Raw genomic sequence first — 17,592 nt, forward strand, 5'->3', positions numbered from 1 at the left:
GAACTTTTCGAAACAGGCTCTTGCACGCGCCGCCTGTGGTCTCTTTCACAGGTTTCGCCCTTTGCAGCGCGGGTGCTTGTGGGCTCCTTGGCTGCGCCGAGTTGTCAGCGGCGTGAACGAATGATGCGGATTAGTTGGCAAAAACAAGTGACTTTGCGAGCCATGCTCTTGGCCTTGCATGCCCTCCGTTCGGTGGGGAGTGGAAACCTTGTCAGGGTTTCTATGCTGTCTCAATGAGAAGTTATGCATCGGTCAGGCAGCGCTGCGCAGGCGGCTCGGCGAATGCCCGAACCAGCGCTTGCACGCTCTGTAGAAATTACTCGGATCGGCAAAGCCCAGCGCAAAGCTCATCTCGGTCGGAGAGATGCCGCCGCGGCTCAAATAGCGTGCCGCCAGCTCGCGCCGGGTCTCGTCCAGCAGCTTGTTGAAGCTGGTGCTTTCCTCCAGCAGGCGGCGCTGCAGCGTGCGCTCGCTCATGTGCAATTGCGCGGCGATGGTCTCGCGCTTGGGGTCGCCCTTGGACAGTTCCTGGGTCAGCAATTGCCGCACCCGTACCTGGATGCTGCCGCCGCGTTGCACCATTGCTTGGCTCGCGCTGCGCTCGCACAGCGCCGCCACGCTGGCGTTGGCGGTGGGGATAGCGGTGCGCAGATCGGCGCTGTCAAAAACGATAGCGAAATGCTCGGCATTGAATTCGAGCTCGCAGCCGAAGACCTCAATCCAGCGCTCAAGCTCCAGCGGCGCGGCAAAGGGGTAGCAGACCTTGAGCGGCCGCACCCGCCGGGCGGTGGCCCAGTTGAGCGACTGCAAGAGCACGTTGGCGATGAAGTCATAGCGCTGCAGCGGTGTCGGCCTCAGCCCTTTGAGTATGTCCACGCGCAGCCGGCTTTGACCATCTTCCTGGTCCAGTTCCATGCAGACCGCCGGCGACAACAGCGCCGAGAAGCGCAAGATGTATTGCAGGGCATCGCCCAGGTCATGCGCGGCCAGCACCAGATGCGCCAGCAGGCCCAGTGCCACCAACGGATGGGCCGGCACGCTCAGGCCAATCGCGGCATCGCCGGTGCGTGCGGCGGCCAACTCCCAGGCGCCGCTATAGGCATCCGACAAAACCCTCGGGTCGGGCTCGGCAGGGTCGAGGCCTTGTTGGTCGAGCAGGCTTTGCAAACACAGGCCGCGCCCGGCCATCGCCTGCGCCATCGCCTTGTGCCAGCTGTTGGTGAGGCCTGCCGCGCCGGCGGGCTTGTGCTCCGGTGGGCGTGGCGCGGCCGCTGCTGTCGCATCTTGGCGCCGCAACAAGGGGGCGAGCTGGCTGGCGTTGTACATGGTTGACGGGGGCTTCAGTGGACCGAGCCCGCACTCTAGGGGGCGGCTCCCGCCTTGTCGCCGTCCATCCGTCTAGGTAGGGGGCTATCCCAAGGGATAGTGCTAGCTGACCGAAGGGATAGGTGGGCGTTTTTGCAGGGTCAGGTTCTGCGGGTTTGTACTTGCGGCTTCGGCGCGACAATGCCCAGCTTCCCGCCTCGCGCCCGACACCCCTATTTCTCATTGCCCATGCACACCCTTGCCCAACTACGCTCCGGCGAACTCGCGGGCATCAGCCGACTCGATCTGTCTTGCGGCCTGACCGAGTTGCCGCCCGAAGTCTTTGCCCTAGCCGATAGCCTGGAGGTGCTCAATCTGTCCGGCAATGCGCTCAGCAGCCTGCCCGATGATTTGCCGCGTTTGCACAAGCTCAAGGTGCTGTTTTGTTCGGAGAACCGCTTCACCGAATTGCCCGTGGTGGTCGGCGCCTGCGCGTCCTTGAGCATGGTCGGCTTCAAGTCCAATCAGCTGACGAAGCTGCCCGCCGCCGCCTTGCCGGCCCAGCTGCGTTGGTTGATCCTGACCGACAACCAATTGACCGAACTCCCGGCCGAGCTGGGCGAGCGGCCGCATCTGCAAAAGCTGGCCTTGGCCGGCAATCGCCTGCGCGAGTTGCCGGACTCGATGGCGCAATGCCGGCGCTTAAGCCTGCTGCGCATGTCGGCCAATCGCTTCCAGCAGATTCCGCCCTGGCTGCTTGAGCTGCCTCACCTGGCCTGGCTGGCCGTCGGCGGCAACCCCTGGGGTGCGCAGCGCGAGTCACGCGTGCTGGAGCAATCAAATCTGCCCGATCTTGATTGGGCGGCGCTGCAGATGGGCGAGCTGCTGGGGCAGGGCGCGTCCGGCGTGATCCATGCTGCGCATTGGCCTAGCGGTCCGGCAGATCAACGCGGGCTGGCCGTCAAGGTCTTCAAGGGCGAGGTCACCAGTGATGGTTGGCCGCACAGCGAATGGGCGGCCAGTCTGGCGGCCGGCCTGCATCCGCATCTGATCTCGGCCAGCGCCCGCCTGGTCGCTCATCCACAGGGTGCCGAGGGCCTGGTGATGCCGCGCATTGGGGGCGAGTTCAGCACGCTGGCCGGCCCGCCCAGCCTGAGTTCCTGCACCCGCGATGTCTACCCGGCCGCGACGCAGATGGGCGCCGAGGTCTTGCAGCGCATGGCGCGCGGCGTCGTCGATGCCGCAAGCCACTTGCACCGCCAAGGCATCTCGCATGGCGACCTCTATGCCCACAACCTGCTGTGGAACGGCCGGGGTGAGGTCCATCTGGGTGACTTCGGCGCCGCCAGCCTGCTACCCGACCATCTAGGCGTGCCCGCGCGGCAGGCGTTCGAGCGGCTCGAAGTGCTGGCCTTCGGGCATCTGCTGGAAGAATGGCTGAGCCGCTGCCCGGATGCACCGCCCGCCTTGCAGCAACTGCAAGCGGCTTGCGTGAGTGCTGAGCCGGGGGCGCGGCCGCTGTTTGCGGAAGTGGCGGCGGCGCTCAGCTGACCCAGCCGCGCTCGCGTGCGATGAACACCGCATGCGTGCGGTTGCGCGCATCCAGCTTGTGGTTGACATTGCGCAGATGGAACTTCACCGTCGGCTCGGAGATTTGCAAGCTGTTGGCGATCTGCTTGTTCGGCATGCCCGCCGACAAGCATTGCAGGATCTGCAGCTCGCGCGGTGACAGCCCGCATTCGCTGCGGTTGACCGGCGCGGCGCTGGCGAGCAAGGCTGCCGGCACCGTGGGCTCGGCATCAAGCTGCGCCGGCGGCTGCTCATGAGCTGGCCCCAGCACATGGGCCAACACGGCCAGCAGGCGCGGCGTGGCGCCGCTGCGCAGCGCCTCCAGCATCGCGATCAGCTGCGGGCCTTCCTCCAGATAGCTGGCGCGCAGGCCCAGCTCGGCCTCGCTCAAGAGCAGTTCGCTGAGCAGGCGCAGCGCTTCGCTTTCGCGGCCAAGCCGCTGCAAGGCCTGCGCTTGAAGCAGGCCTAACTTGAGTTGGCGACGGCGTCGACCCAGGTTTTTGGCCTTCACGCGTTTGACCGAACAAGCCTCCAGCACCTGTTCAGCGCGGCCTTCGCGCAGGCCCAGGCGCAGGCCGGCCAAGGCCTGGTCCTCCACATCATTGATCGGCGTCATGCGGTCGGCGGCAAAATCCCAGGCCGCGGGCAACAGGCTCAGCCGCTCCGGCGCCATCGGGTGGCCATGATCGAATTGATGCAGCACCTGGTATTGCTGCTCCAGCCGCATCGGCGCCACGATGCGCGCCAGCCCCAGCGAGCGACCCAGCTCGATGCCGGCATGGATCAACGCTGCGGCTTCCGCATATTGGCCGGCCCGGCAGAGCGCGCGCGACAAGATCCGGTGCGTGATCACGATGGCGTCCAGAAACACCAGCTCGCCCGACAGGTCCAGGTATTCGCGCGCCAGGCTCTCGGCCCGTTCGAACTCGCCCAGCTCGTACAGCGCACCGGCCAGGTAAACGCCTACGTAAGCGCTGCTGGCGCTGTGGCGGCCGCTGATGCGGCTCAGCTCGGCCAGAGCCGGCTCCAGCCTTGCCACCACTTCCAGCGCGCGGCCCTGGGCCAGCAAGGTGTAGGTGCTGATGCCGTAACTGAAGGTGGTGCCGTAGACACTGCCAATGCGTTTGAACAGCGTCAAGCCACGGTCCGAGCTCTCCAAGGCCGCATCAAAGCGGTGTGAACAGAGGTCGACATAGGCATGAATGCTGCGGAAGGTCGCTTCGCTCAGGCCGCTCAGGGTCAGGTCTTGATATTGTTTGAGCGCCAGCTCGCACTCGGCCAGCCGGTCCATCAAGACCAGGGACAAAGGCCCCAGCATCCGGTACTCGGCCATGCTTTGCACGCTGGGCTCTTGCTTGAGCTGCTCGGCCAGCTGCCCGGCCAGGCTGTACTGATAGCTGAAGATATGGATCCAGCACAGCGCCACGCGCAAGGTCGGGTGGCGCTTGAGGTCGGGCTCGGGCATTTGCCCCAGCCAATGCCGGCAACTGCTGATATGGCCGCGCGCCAGCGCCTGCCAGATATGGTTGACCAAGATGGCGCAGGCTTGCTCATGGTTGCCGGCGCTCAACGCATGTTCGATCGCCGCATCGGGGTCGCCCGCTTGCAAGAACCAGTCGGCCGCGCGCTGATGCAGATCGGCCAGCCAATCGGGATAGTCTTCGCGCAGCTTGCGTTGTAGAAATTCGGCAAACAGCGGGTGGTAGCGGAACTCGGTGCCGGCCGCGCCCATGCGCAGCACGAACAGGCTCTGCGCCTCCAACTGGCGCAAGAGCGTGGCCGCATTGGCGATTTGGCCGACTGCATTGCAGATGCCGGGGCCCAATTGCTTGACGAAGCTGGTGCGCAGCAAAAAGTTCTTGATCTCTTCGGACTGATCCCAGAACACCTCTTCATACAGATAACGGCCAATGTCGGCGGTCTGCTCGCAGAAGTTCTCGATGAAACCGGGTTTGTCGCCGCGCCCCTTGAGCGCCAGCGCGGCCAGTTGCAGGCCGGCCGGCCAGCCCTCGGTCGCGTGCAAGAGTCGGCGCACGCTGGCCGCGTCGAGCTGCAATTGATGGCGTTGGTTCAGGAATAGCTCGGCCTGCTCGAAGTCAAAACTCAGCTCCGCCATGCCGATCTGCAAGAGCCGGCCCTGCGCCTTGAGCTTGTACAAACGCAGCAGCGGTGCGTTGCGGGCGGTGATGAAGAGCTTGCAATGCGGCGGCAGCCGCTCGATCAGGCGCTGCATCAGGTCGACCGCGCGGGCCTCGCGCAGATGATCAAAGTCGTCCAGAAAAATCGCGGTCGGCTGCTGGATGGCGGCAACGGCGTCCAGCATGTCCTGGCCCAGGCGCGAGCCGGTGTAGCGGGCGTCCATCAAATTCGGTGCGGGCTCTCCCCGCCGGTCATCCGCATGGCTGTTGCTGGGGAGGGCGGTTTGCAGCAAGGCACAAAGCCGCTCGACATGGTTGTCATCGGCGCTCAGCTGCAACCAGGCGGTCGCAAAACCCTTGGCCCGCAGGCGCTCATGCAGGCACAGCATGGCGGTCGTCTTGCCGAAGCCGGCCGGTGCAATCGCCAGCACCAAGGACACCTCGGCGCATTCCTCCAGCCAAGCGCCGAGGTTGGGGTTGTCGACCAGATGGCGACTGAGTTGGGGAGCGACGAGTGTGGACATGGGAGCGGGCTGAGGATTGTCCGGTGTTGAAGAAAGAATGAAGGAGGGGTGGGTCTGGGGCGGCGCCAAGCGTAGCCGAACTTGGGCTGGTCGTTACTGCGTGAAAGTCCCGAGACTAGGTACTCGCGCGGTTGGAATCAGCGGCCATTGGGCGCTGAGCGAACAATGCTGTTCAAGCCTTGGTGCGCTGCCCTGCCAGCTCGCCCAAGCGCTGATGCGCGGCGCTGTCCCAGGCGATCGGCCATTGGTTTTTGGCCTGCAAATAATGGTGGGTGAAGACGTCCAGATAAGTCTCCAGCGTTTGCGCGGCCAGTTCTTCGCCGGCCAGGCTCAGGCACAGCGAGGCGACCTCGCTGGTGCAGAAATGGTCATCGCGGCGCGAGCGGCGCAGCTTGTATTGCGAGATCTGCGCCAGCTCCAGGCTGAGCACCGGCAGTTGGTCCAGATAAGGGCTTTTGCGGAACATCTTGCGCGCCTCGCTCCAGGTGCCGTCCAGCAAGATGAAGAGCGGGCGCTTGGCGGTCTGCGTTTCACCAGCGTCCCACAAGGGCACGCTGCGCACCACCCGCTCGGGCGCGACGAACTCGCCCGGGAACACCACGTAAGCCTGCCACTGCGGGTCTTTCAAAAGTTCCAGCAGCGCCGGGTCGGTCTCGGTGCGGGCCCAGCCGAAGGCAAAGGTGTCGGCCACCATATCGGCAATCAACCAGCCGGTGTTGCTGGGCTTGAGCGGTTCGACATCGGCCATCAAGAGGCAGACGCCCGCGCGCGTCGGCACCGAGGGGCGCAGGCTGCACATGCAGTGGGTCAAGGCCAAGCGACAGCCTTCGCAACGATCGCGTTTGAAGCCGCCACGGGCGAGAAAAGGTTTGCTGCTGCGGGCCAAACGGGCGGCGCGCAAAAGGGAGACGGCGTGGGGCATGGGAAAGCTAAAGGGGCGCGCGACTGCGCAAGCGGATGCGCCGGCAGTGTCGCATCCTTATGGGCTCCTTTTTTGCAATCACCCTCCGCCAATGATAGCCAGCGAAGCGGCCATGCGACCTTGGCCGGCTGCTCGCCGCTTGCTTGAGCAGGCTTCATGGCAGCGGGTTCGCTCTGGAGCCTCAAGCGAATACGCCGCTTGAGTTGAACCGAGCATGACGGCGGAGCAAACCGCGATCTAGTGCGACGCTGCCTTTCGGCTCGCGCGCCGCCGCGAAACTATGATCATCGGCATGAAGCCTGTGCAACGAGGGGAAGACAGCTCGCCCATGGGAATCCAAGGAGAGGTGCTCCTGACGCCGGCTCGCAGGCCCTGTTTGACCGAGCTGGGCGCTGCTCAACTTGCCCGCTCGGCACGGTCAATGAGGCGATGTGGAATATTTTTTCGCGCCGTCTCTTGCACGCTTTTGCGCCGAGCCTGGAGTGCAGTGGTGCGAAGCAACTCGGCTTTATTGATGGAGGCAGGCAATGAACATAACCTTGATTCGCAGCGTTCTCGCTGTGGCGGTCGCCGTACTCGCGAGCCAGGCGCTGCCTGGCGCAGCCATCGCGCGCGACTTCGCCTCGACAAAGCCTACGGCCCGTGTCGAGTATTGGCAGCAGCGCCAGGCCGCCATCGCGGCTCAAACCGCTGACACCGCGAGCCTGCGCGCCGTGAAGCTCGTGTTTGTAGGTGACTCCATCACCGATTTCTGGCTCCTCGGCGACGACCCGTGGATTCCGGGGCGTATGCACGGTCGCCGCATCTGGGATGAATCCTTCGGCGGCGCGCGACCGCAAAACCTTGCGCTGAATATCGGTATCTCGGGCGACCGCTCCGAGCACCTGCTGTTCCGAATCTTGCCAAAGGCGCAGGGTGGGCTTGGCCAACTGGACGCCGCCGAGTTGGCGCCCGAGTTCTTCGTGCTGATGGTGGGCATCAACAACTCCTATGCGCCCGAGTCGCCGGTCGCCGACAGCGTGTTCGACGGCGTGCTGGCGGTGATGCGGTCGCTGCACGCGCGCAAGCCTGGCACGAAGCTCTTGCTGCAATCGATCCTGCCCACGTCGGAGCCCGCCAGGGACGATACGGTCGTGAGGCCCGTGAACGCGCGGCTGGCAGCGCTGGCGAAGAGCCCGGAGTTTGCGGGCTTCACCACCTGGCTCGATCTGTATCCGGCCTTCGTCGACGCCCAAGGAAAGCAGGACGCGCAGCTCTTTGTTGATGGTCTGCACCCGAGCGAAGCCGGCTACCGTATTTGGCGCGACAGGCTGCTGCCGGTCCTGGCGTCTGTCCGCGCTTCCGCGCGCTAACCGGCGAAGGAGAATCCGGTTCGTTTGCCGGCCGACACCGTGCCTGGCGCCAGGTTCACGCTCCGGAAAACAGAGCTGTCAGCGGCTCACTGGACGACGCGGTGGCTGCGATGACCGCTGTCGAGGGCGAAACAGCCATCCAGGCGCCGGACCGTCGGTCTGAACGTCAACGCGGCGTGAATGCCTGCACCTTTTAACTCGAGGGGAGGAGCGCGTCATTCGACAGCCGCAGACTCGTTCTCTGTGTGCCGGTCAGGCTCCGTGGTGCGGAGGATTTCGTTCAGAACGGAAGTGGCGTAATTCCCGGCGGGCAAAGAGAAGCTGAGCACCAGTTGATCGGCTTGCGGCCATTCCCATGACATGTCCACCGGGCTCGCCACCAGGGAACGGCGCGCCTGATCCAGACCGGCGTGTTCCATGCCGTCGCACAAGATCGCGTGACGTTCGGCCACACCCATTTCCAGGGCCTGCGCTTGCTCGGTGGTGATCACGCGGCCCCGTCCCCAGAGCGGCCCGGTGGGCCGGCCCGCCTCGTCCATCACGTCACCGGGCAGGGTCTTGCCCCAGAGGCCCTGCTGAATTCGCAGCGCCAGCACTTCATTGAAGACGAAGGAGCGCACCGCCGACAGGTAGATGCCCTTCTTCTTCGGGTGGCGCACGCGGATTTCGCGCGCCAGCATGGCCCGGCCCTGTTCCACGTTGCCGCCGTCATGGCCGAAACGCTGGGCGCCGAAGTAGTTGGGCGCGCCCTGTGACGCCACGGCCTTCAGGTTGGCCTCAATGGCGGCGATGGCATCGGGGTCGCCGGTCACGCCGCGTAGCACGATGCGGAATCGGTTGCCCTGCAGATCACCGGGGCGCAGCTTTTTCACGTGGCGAGTCTGACTCAGTACCTTGAATTCCGGGTGCTGAAGCTGGGTCAGGTCGGGCGTCTCGCCTTTGGGTAAATAGATGCTGAACCACTGGCGGGTGATGGCGTAGCGGTCCTTGAGGCCGGCATAGCCTACATCCCATTCCTGCACGCCGGCTGCCGCGGCCAGTTGCTGGGCGACGAAGGCGGTGTTGGCGCCGTTCTTTTCGATGTCCAGCCAGATATGTTCGCCCGCACCGGAGGGTGGCTGCAGCGGCAGTTCGGTCACGCTGAAATCCTCGTTGAGGACTTTCAGGGTGGCGCTGGCTCCGCTGGCGGGATAGACGTTGGGCCACTGCGGCAAGGTCTTGTATTGAGCGTCGGTCATGAATGGTCTGATGGCAGCAAGTGTAGAGAGGGACTGGCGGTCTAGTCGGCCAGGGGCAGTCCAGACCGTGATTCTCTCCCTACCCGCATGCCTTGACGAGCGTCAACAGATGTGGCTTCAATGGGAACAGTTGCGCGCCAGGCAACCGCCGAGTGGCGGATGTATGGGGCGGGCCGACGAACTGGTCAAGGACACCAAGTCCGTCTGCTCTTCCTTGCTTGATGACTTGATTTGCAGTCGATATTGCGCTCGGTCTTGCGCTGCTCTGCACCTGGCTCGTCTTAACGCGCCTTGCCTTGCGCGATAGCTTGGTTCGAATATCGGTCAGGGAACTGTTCCTTGAGCTTCTGACCCGACACGCCGTTGCCGACCACGTCGCCGCTGCGGATCGCGTCGTCAAGTTCGGCCCGCACCTGCTCGCGTGTCTTGGCTTGAGCGATAGGCTGCTTCGGGTAGCGGTTGGGGTACAGCTCGTTGAGCTTCTGACCGGTCAAGCCGTTGCCGACGATGTCGCCGGTGCGGATGGCTTCGGCCAGTTCGGCGCGCACTTGCTCGCGGGTACGGGGGCTGTTGTTCTCGGCCAAGTCGTCAGCCGCAAACACGGCGCCAGTGGTGAGGGAGGCTAGGGCAAGTGCGATGGCGCTGAGGAAACTGCGGTTCATGATGGGATCCTTCTTCAACAGGTGGTAGATGAAGCTGCTAGGCACTCGACAACGTCTGTGTTCTGCGCCGCTTCGATGGACTGAACTTTAAAATTTCCACCAACGAAGAAAAATAGCCTGCGCAGACATGCATCGTTGCTGAAACTGCAACAATCAGACCTTGCGATGACACAAGAAAAAGGCGCGTCATGGATCGGTTGCTGTCGATGCGGGTGTTTCAGCGTGTGGTTGACGAAGGTGGTTTTGCGGCCGCAGCGCGACTGCTGGATCTGTCGGCATCCGTGGTCACAAGGCTGGTGGCCGATCTGGAGACCCACCTGGGAACAAGGCTGCTGCAGCGCAGCACTCGGCGCCTTGCGTTGACCGAAGCCGGTCAGGTCTACTTGAGTCGCGTCCGCCACATCTTGCAAGACATCGACGAGGCCGACACCGCGGCGAGCCTGCAAACGCAGCAACTGGAGGGCGTGTTGCGCGTGCACGCAGCACCGACTCTGGCCAGTCATATCGTGGCACCCCTGATGCCGGGCTTTCGGCAGCTCTACCCCAAGATCGCCGTGGATCTGCTGGTGGACGGCAGCCCCAACCCACCCGTCGAGGACTACGACATCACCTTGCTGGCCACCCACGTGCCGTTTGATGCCCATGTGATTGCACGCAAGGTGATGGAGTCGGAGGCCATCTTCGTAGCCTCGCCGGCGTACTTGCAGCAAAGGGGCAGCCCCCTGGTGCCGCAGGAACTGATGGCGCACGAGAGCATGCGACTGCGCTTTGCCGAAGAGCGTTCACGCACCTGGCGCCTGTGGCGGCAGGGCGATGAAAGCACGGCCGTGGAGGTGGCCGTGCAGCCCATGCTGTGGGTCAACCATAGCGACACCTTGCTGCGCGCCGCACTGGACGGCGCAGGCATCATCTCGGTCGCGCTGGCCCTGGTGGCGCCGCACCTGATGCGCGGCGAGCTGGTGCATGTGCTCAAGGGCTGGGTGTCCGGCCAAATGACGGTTTATGCGGCCATGCCCAGCCGCAAGTTCCTGCCGCAACGTACGCGCGTGTTTCTGGACTATCTGGTGCAACGCAGCCGTGTAGCTGGGGTCATGTAGCCGAGGATCGAGGTCGGGGCGCACATCGCTGAGCGCTCCGACCTGGGGTGTTTGACAGCAAACCATGTGTCAGGGCACGGATGAATTCTTGTGTGCGCTAAACCGGCCGCCGCGATCTTGTCCATGCGCTCGCTGATGGCTCTTAATCTTTGAGATCTACCCCAAGTTCATTCAGCTTCTTGGCATACGAATCCCTGCGCTTCGCAGCTTTTTCCGCTGTTTCTACGGCCGCCTGAATGGCCTTGGGGCCTTTTTGGGACAACGATTTGATTAATGCGAACTTATGGGCCGCTTCTGCCTCCGCCCTGCGGAATGTGGCAATGAGTTCGGCATGGGCAGCGAATTGATTCACAGAGACCTCATTGTTCAATGCACTATTTTCTGCGCTTTCTTGAGCCAAAAACCGCTGGGGACGAGGCCATGCATAAATGGAGGATGACCGTCTCACCGAGAGAGGCAAGCGGCCACCACAACTGCTGGGCGGGGCTCTGCTGATGCTGCATGCGGCTGCCCCTACGGTTGTTCGAAAGACTGGGGTCTTGAATCTCAAGTGCGCCCCAGATTTTGACGCTCCTGTTGTCTCAAAGTTGGCGCCGTTTCGGGCGCCCTTCTTCGGTTTACTCTGCGCATCTGAGTGACAGGAACCATGGCCTGCAGGCCGCCGTTGGTCAAAACGGTCGGCGAACTGAACGTCAGCGATGCGCCGCTTGTTCGAACTCTCGGCCTGGTGCATACCAGGGCATTTCGGGGGAGGGCTGACTGCAAGGCAGATCAGTGCCCATTGCGGGTATTCACGCTGACTGAGTGAATTTGGAGGGTGATATGGTCGCCGGTTTCGCCTCCCTGCTGTTTGCGCCAAGCGGACGCCCACACCCATGAACACATCCGTACATCTGCTGCCCACCGAGCAGAAAGTTCCGCATCCGGCTTATTTCATGTTCCTGATCGCGCCCTTCGGGGCGAGCAGTGGCTTTACCGGGGTGTGCGTGGCCTATCTGCTGGTGCAGGCCCATGTCAGCGCCGAACTGATTGCCACCATGCTCGCCTTGCACTACATCCCCCAGACCTGGAAGTTCCTGTGGGCGCCGGTGATCGACCTGACGCTGACGCGCAAGCGCTGGTTTGCAATCGGCATGGTCTGCCTCTTGCTCAGCATGCTGGCGCTGGGCCTGCAACCGTTGAGCAGCGAGGCCATGCCGCGCATCATCGCGCTGGTGGTGACCCTCAGCGCCGCCTCCACCGTGGTAGGCATGGCGGTGGACTGTCTGATGGCCCACCAAACGCCCGAGCATGCCAAGGGCCGCGTGGCCGGCTGGTTCCAGGCCGGCAATCTGGGCGGCAACGGCCTGGGTGGTGGCCTGGCCTTGTGGCTGATCCATTCCGGCGGCCTGAGCGTACCCGCCGGTACGGCCGTGCTGGCCTTGGTCTGCACCTTGTGCTGCCTGCCCATCTTCTGGTTGCGCGAGGATCTCTCGCAGGCCATCGTCGGCAGCGTGCGGGAGCGCCTGCGCGAGACCGGGCGCGACCTCTGGAGCGTGGTGCGTTCGCGCCGTGGCGCCTTGGCCATGCTGGTGGTGTTTCTGCCGATGGGCACCGGCGCGATGAGCAATATGTATTCAATCTTCGCCGATAAATGGGGCGCCAGCGCCGATACCGTGGCCCTGGTCACCGGCACCATGAGCGGCCTGCTTTCGGCTGCCGGCTGCCTGCTCGGCGGCTATCTGTGCGACCGCATGAACCGCCAGCTGGCCTATTGCCTGCTGGGCCTGGGCACCGCCGGCATCAGTGTGGCGATGGCGCTGGCACCACAGACCGAGACCCAGTTCATCGTCTGGACCAGCCTCTACGCCTTCGCCAACGGCCTGTGCTACGCCGCCTTCTCGGCCGTCACGCTGGAGGCCATCGGCAAGGGCGCCGCTGCCACCAAGTACAACCTGATGGCCTCGCTGTCCAACACGCCGATCGGCTGGTCGACTGCGGTGTACGGCTACATCTTCAGCAAGTACGGCAGCCAGGCCACCTTGCTGACCGAGATAGCCATGACCGTGCCGGCCATGCTGCTCTTCCTCGCTCTGCTGGGCTGGAGCCGGCGCAGTGATCGGCGCCGCAGCCTGCAGGCCGCCTGAGGGATATGGTGCAGCAGCCAGCGGGCGCCTCAAGACCCCTCCGCCCCGTCTCTGTCACGGGGGCTGCCCCGGATGCGCGTTCAGGCTGGGATCGCGATCGGCCTCTCGACTGCCAATGACAACAGCCGCTGCATCGTTGAGGTAGAGGTCGGCACTTTGGGTGCCCTCAATGGGCGCCTTGTTGCCGCCTGCTCTGCATATCTGAATGACGGGAACTGGCCGGTATGGAAAGCATTCCATACCGCCCACGAGCCGGGTCTTTCACTGAGCGAACCGCTTTGAACGCACCGTTCGTCCAGGGCGCTTGTAGTTGAATCCGCGTACGCCTGGCCGTGCACTCGTGCAAGGTGCGGCGGTCCTTCTCTAAAATCCCCTATTTTCAGCTGCATGAGCGCAGGCGTCGGCTTCACCGAATGCAACCTATTTCCAAGCCCATACCGCCTTTCTCGCCATCCCCGCCATTCCCGCCCGAGTCGCTGTCTCGCTTGCTGCGGCAATGGAGCATGGCGCCAGGCTCCCCGACGCCGGCTGCTGCACGGCTGGGGGCCTGGTTCGGGTGGGCGGATGCCATCGAAATCTCCCAAGTTTTGGCCACGCCCCCTGGGAGAGCTGCATCTGAGGCTGCTCGAACCGAGTCCACATATTGGGCGAGCACCGAGCTGGAGCGGCTCCAGGCCGAATTGGCGTCAAGCTTCAATCACACCGAGCTGGCATGCGAGTCCGAATCCATATCCGATGGCGCATCGCTCACGGAGCTGCTTGTTCCCTATTTGCAGCATTTCACTCAGCAGCAGCGCGTGATCGAAAGTCGCACCTCCGCGTTCCGAATGCGTCTGCGAGCCAGCCTTGCGCGCGCCTCCGACGAACTCGCAAGGCTGGCTCAGTTGGACGACTACATCGAGCGCGCGATGGCGTCGCCCCAATTGCGCGCCATGGCTGGGCTTTCCGCCTTGCTGGAGACGCGAGCACGCAAGCACTACGCCGTCGATCCGCTGCGCTGGCGCGCCCGCCTCTGCTCAGACCTGCAGCGATTGCTGCGGGCCGAGCTGGACCAAAAACTTCAACCCGTGCTGGGCCTCATTGAGGCCTTGAGCACCCACATTCCCCCATGAACCGATCTCTCAACGCCCTCTACCCCATCGCCATGGCTGCCGGTCTGGCCGGCATAGCCGGCGCCGGCTTGGCCGCCTCAAGGAACCACCCCGTCGCAATGGCCATGGCGGGGCTGATTGCTGTTTTCTTTGCCATCGGCGCGTGGGAGCTGGCGACCTTTCGCCGCGACAGCCGAGGTTTGGCAGCGGCCACAGAGAGTGAGGTGCCCGACGATTGGATAGCCTCTGTGCCCCCAGCTTTGCGCGGCGCTGTGCAGATGCGTCTGGATGGCCAGCGCGTCGGCCTCCCAGGCTTGGCATTGGCGCCGGCGCTTGCAGGCTTGCTGGTGCTGCTGGGCATGCTCGGCACCTTCATTGGCCTGGTCATCACCTTGAGCAGCACGGCCAGCGCACTGGGCGCCTCCGCTGACCTGGCCGCTTTGCGTTCAGCGCTGGGTGCCCCGATCCAGGGCCTTGGCCTGGCCTTCAGTGCCAGCGTGGCTGGCGTCGCCGGCTCGGCCATGTTGGGTCTGATGGTGGCCCTCGCTCGCAGGGAGCGCGCGGCCGCTGGCGCGCTGCTGGATGGCGCAATTTTGGGGCGGCTGCGCCCTATGACGTCTGCACATCGGCGGGAGCTCGAGCAGCAAGCTATTGCTTCGGCTGCGATCGAGCGCGACAAGGCAAAGCAGCTTGAGATGGTCGCCCAGCTTCAACAGTTCACCGAGCGCATTGCTGAACAACTTGCTGCGCAGAACAGCCAATTCCACGGCGAAACCAGCAAAGCCTATGCCGCCTTGGCCAGCAATGTCGACGCCACCTTGCGCAACAGCCTTGCGCAAGCCGCGCGGGAGGCAGGCGCTGCCATTCAACCCGCCGCAACGGCGGCGATGGCGGCAATAGCACGCGAAGCTGCAGCCCTGCATGAGCGCGTCGGAAACACAGTAACCGATCAACTGAGCGCAGTCAGCAGCCGCTTCGAGGCGGGGGCCGAGCGCATCGCACATCAACATGGAGAAGCCGCGCAGGCGCAATCCGCAGCGCTGCGCCAGCAGCGAGAGCTGGCGCTGCAGCTGCTGGAAGATGCCGGCGCGGCCTCGCAGCGCGCGATGGAACTCCAGGGGCAGCGTTGGGCCTCGGATTCGCAAGCGACGCTCACGGCGCTGGACAATATGGCCACCCGCCAGCAAGCCGCGCAGGCTGATGCAGATCAAGCACGCTGGGCCTCGCTGCAAGATCAGCTCGGCGCGCTCGCCGGGCAACAAGCCTCAGCACGAGAGCTTGTTGCGCAAACCGCCCAGCGGTTCGCCGAGCAGACGCAGGCCTTGCTGGACCGGGTCTCGGATGGCCATACCCGTCAACTCGCCTTGCTGGCCGAGCGCGACGCTCAGCGCCGCACCGAGGCCTTGGCCGATGCGACTGCCATCAGCCAACAGCGCGAAGGCGTCGAGCGGCTGCTGGCCCTGCAGCGCGAGGAAGCCTTGCAACTGCAGCGCGACAGCGCAAGCCGCGTGCAGCAGGCCTTGACCGAGATCACCGGCTTATGTGCCGAGCAGACGCAGGCCGGCGTCAGCGGCCTGGCCGATGCATTCACGCGTTTGCAGGCCAGCCAGCGAACCCATGACGCGCAGCAGCTTGCGGCATGGCGCGCTGAGCTGGCCTCGATTGGAGCCACGCAGTTGCAGCAGCAGCAAGTACTGGCCGATGACCTATTGGCGAACACGCGCAGCTTGGTGACACAGGCCGAGGCCACTTCTCAACGGACGCTGGCCGAGGCCGGCGCAGTGCTGCAAGCCGCTGGTGCAGCGCCACGCGCTGCCGTAGAGGTCGTCGTCGCACTGCGCGAGCAGCTCGCCCAAAGTCAGGCCCAGGACCGCGCGGCTCTGCTTGAGCGGTCCGAACTGATGGGGACGGTATCGACGTTGCTCGCCTCGCTGCAGCAAGCCGCGGGCGAGCAGCGCGCCGCGATTGATTCGCTGGTGGATAGATCGGCCATTCAGATCGAGGCCTTGGGTCAGCGCTTCACGACGCTTGCCGAGGCCTCGGGTCAGGCCCTTGCCGATGCGGCCACAAATCTGGCGGCCAGCGCTGCCGACGTCGCCAGCGTGGGCGAAGGCTTCGGCGAGGCGATTGAGCAATTCCAGGGCGCTAACGCCCAACTCGTGCAGCACCTGGCTGCGCTGGAGGAGCGCATGTCGGCATCGATCACGCGCAGCGATGACCAACTGGGCTACTACGTGGCCCAGGCGCGCGAAGTCATCGACCTCTGCCTGGGCTCGCAGAAGCAAATCCTGGATGCGCTGCAAGGCGCCGCGGCCCATGGATGAGCAACTGGAGATCGAGCATGAAAGCACTGCCGCTCCCGCTTGGGCGGCTTTTGGCGACTTGATGGCCGGTGTGCTGGGCGCGTTCGTGCTGGTGCTTGCCGCGGCCCTGGTTGGGCAGCTGGATCTCGCCACCCGATTGCAAGCCGAAGTGCAGCAGCGCATGGCCGAGCAAAGTCGCCGGGAAGCGCTGGAGCGCGCCTTGGCCGGGCCGCTTGCGGACGGCCGTATCACGCTGGTGGAAGGTCGAATCGGCATCAACAGTGCGGTGCTTTTTGCGACGGGTTCGGACCAACTGCTCGCCGAGGGCCGTGCGCTGCTAGGTGCCTTGGCAACGCCGCTGCGCACCTACCTCGCGCAGCGCGATGAGATCCTGATGGTCAGCGGTTTCACCGATGACCGGGGCGTCGTGGCGGGCATGCAGTTCGCCGACAACTGGGATCTGTCTGCCAGGCGGGCGCTCAACGTGACGCGGGCCTTGTTGGCGGACGGTCTTCCACCCGATGCGGTTTTTTCTGCCGCATTCGGCTCACAGCAACCGGTTGCGCCCAACGACACGGCGGCCGGGCGTGCGCTCAATCGTCGCGTAGAAATCGCCCCAACACCGCGGCCACGGAGAGCAGCTGCACCGGCCGTGTCTGCGTCTGCACCGTGAGCCTCATCGAGGATCCTGTCAATTGGGTCGCTGCGCAGCGAGCAGACCCGGTGCGCCGGCGCATGCTGCACGCACTCGCCCTGCGTGCGGCAGCCCAGCCTCAAGGCGCGCTGCGAGACAAGCTGATTGTGGCAATACGGCAGCGCGCGTCGAGAGCGCCGTTGGTGCATCAGAAGCAGCACTATCCTGCGCTCGGCAATCCCTTGGCCGAATTGCTCGCCTTGCTGGAGTTTGATGCGAGCCCAGAGTTGCGCCAAGTGCGCATCCACGAAAACACCTGGCGCGAGCTGCGCGTCGCACGAAGCATTGCCGACCTCCATGCGCCGGTCGCCGGGCATCTGGGGCCACTCAATGGCCAGGCCTTGGCGACGCGCGTGCTCCAGCAAATTCAGCTGCTGGCGCCGGACTATTTGCACAGGCTGCTCGCGCAGATGGACGCGATCGCCGCCTTGGAGCTGATGCAGGCTGCAGGTGAGGCCGAAAAACCCGCGCGAACAGCGAAGAAGAAGGCGCCTGAACGGCGTCGGTGACATCCGACCTCTATTCCTTTCGGTAGGTCAGAATGGGGGTCAATTTTTCCGACCTCTATTCC

The 17,592-nt window shown here is 64.3% G+C and carries 14 protein-coding genes; 8 read left to right on the plus strand and 6 right to left on the minus strand.

The genetic code is table 11. The annotated features are described in order from the left end of the window. Positions 1-252 precede the first annotated feature (252 nt). Entirely contained in the window at positions 253-1,326 is a 1,074-nt protein-coding gene (locus LNV07_RS08450; protein WP_263570740.1) for an AraC family transcriptional regulator, read from the minus strand. A 228-nt stretch (positions 1,327-1,554) separates the two neighbouring features. On the opposite strand from LNV07_RS08450, the gene LNV07_RS08455 reads away from it, so the two are divergent. Then, complete coding sequence (locus LNV07_RS08455) at positions 1,555-2,856, plus strand: leucine-rich repeat-containing protein kinase family protein (RefSeq protein ID WP_263570741.1); 1,302 nt, start codon at positions 1,555-1,557, stop codon at positions 2,854-2,856. Here LNV07_RS08455 and LNV07_RS08460 read toward each other — a convergent pair. Together LNV07_RS08460 and LNV07_RS08465 are read right to left on the minus strand one after the other, a co-directional pair. After that, a complete protein-coding gene (locus tag LNV07_RS08460; protein WP_263570742.1) occupies positions 2,849-5,536 on the minus strand; it encodes a helix-turn-helix transcriptional regulator in 2,688 nt (895 codons plus the stop codon). The genes LNV07_RS08455 and LNV07_RS08460 overlap by 8 nt on opposite strands. Before the next feature lie 172 nt (positions 5,537-5,708). Beyond that, positions 5,709-6,458: a tRNA-uridine aminocarboxypropyltransferase gene (locus LNV07_RS08465; protein ID WP_263570743.1), complete on the minus strand. Its 750-nt coding sequence runs from the start codon at positions 6,456-6,458 to the stop codon at positions 5,709-5,711. A gap of 527 nt (positions 6,459-6,985) precedes the next feature. Here LNV07_RS08465 and LNV07_RS08470 point away from each other — a divergent pair. Then, on the plus strand, positions 6,986-7,810 hold the full coding sequence (locus tag LNV07_RS08470) for a GDSL-type esterase/lipase family protein (protein ID WP_263570744.1): 825 nt from the start codon (positions 6,986-6,988) through the stop codon (positions 7,808-7,810). Between the two features lie 215 nt (positions 7,811-8,025). On the opposite strand, the gene truD is transcribed toward LNV07_RS08470, so the two are convergent. Together truD and LNV07_RS08480 are read right to left on the minus strand one after the other, a co-directional pair. Then, positions 8,026-9,048, minus strand: a complete 1,023-nt coding sequence (truD, locus tag LNV07_RS08475; protein WP_263570745.1) for a tRNA pseudouridine(13) synthase TruD — start codon at positions 9,046-9,048, stop codon at positions 8,026-8,028. Between the two features lie 281 nt (positions 9,049-9,329). Then, positions 9,330-9,710: a DUF4148 domain-containing protein gene (locus LNV07_RS08480; protein WP_263570746.1), complete on the minus strand. Its 381-nt coding sequence runs from the start codon at positions 9,708-9,710 to the stop codon at positions 9,330-9,332. A 188-nt stretch (positions 9,711-9,898) separates the two neighbouring features. On the opposite strand from LNV07_RS08480, the gene LNV07_RS08485 reads away from it, so the two are divergent. Beyond that, positions 9,899-10,807, plus strand: coding sequence for a LysR family transcriptional regulator (locus tag LNV07_RS08485; RefSeq protein ID WP_263570747.1), 909 nt, complete (start codon positions 9,899-9,901; stop codon positions 10,805-10,807). A 142-nt stretch (positions 10,808-10,949) separates the two neighbouring features. Here the strand turns inward: LNV07_RS08485 and LNV07_RS08490 are convergent, their stop codons facing one another. Further along, positions 10,950-11,159: a hypothetical protein gene (locus LNV07_RS08490; RefSeq protein WP_263570748.1), complete on the minus strand. Its 210-nt coding sequence runs from the start codon at positions 11,157-11,159 to the stop codon at positions 10,950-10,952. 523 nt (positions 11,160-11,682) lie between these two features. Here LNV07_RS08490 and LNV07_RS08495 point away from each other — a divergent pair. From LNV07_RS08495 to LNV07_RS08515, 5 genes are all read left to right on the plus strand, one after another. Beyond that, a complete protein-coding gene (locus LNV07_RS08495) occupies positions 11,683-12,933 on the plus strand; it encodes an MFS transporter (protein ID WP_263570749.1) in 1,251 nt (416 codons plus the stop codon). A gap of 503 nt (positions 12,934-13,436) precedes the next feature. After that, positions 13,437-14,045, plus strand: coding sequence for a DUF3348 domain-containing protein (locus tag LNV07_RS08500; protein WP_263570750.1), 609 nt, complete (start codon positions 13,437-13,439; stop codon positions 14,043-14,045). Beyond that, positions 14,042-16,348, plus strand: coding sequence for a coiled-coil domain-containing protein (locus LNV07_RS08505; RefSeq protein ID WP_263570751.1), 2,307 nt, complete (start codon positions 14,042-14,044; stop codon positions 16,346-16,348). The genes LNV07_RS08500 and LNV07_RS08505 overlap by 4 nt, the downstream gene beginning before the upstream one ends. Continuing rightward, a complete protein-coding gene (locus LNV07_RS08510; RefSeq protein ID WP_263570752.1) occupies positions 16,341-17,000 on the plus strand; it encodes an OmpA family protein in 660 nt (219 codons plus the stop codon). Before LNV07_RS08505 ends, LNV07_RS08510 begins: the two co-directional genes overlap by 8 nt. Further along, the gene (locus tag LNV07_RS08515; protein WP_263570753.1) at positions 16,997-17,530 is read left to right on the plus strand and encodes a DUF2894 domain-containing protein; all 534 of its coding nucleotides are present in this window, start codon (positions 16,997-16,999) and stop codon (positions 17,528-17,530) included. The genes LNV07_RS08510 and LNV07_RS08515 overlap by 4 nt, the downstream gene beginning before the upstream one ends. The last annotated feature ends 62 nt before the right edge of the window (positions 17,531-17,592 follow it).

Origin of the sequence: Roseateles oligotrophus (assembly GCF_025717515.1) — a bacterium.
In the GTDB taxonomy this organism is placed as follows: Bacteria; Pseudomonadota; Gammaproteobacteria; order Burkholderiales; family Burkholderiaceae_C; genus Paucibacter_A; species Paucibacter_A oligotrophus.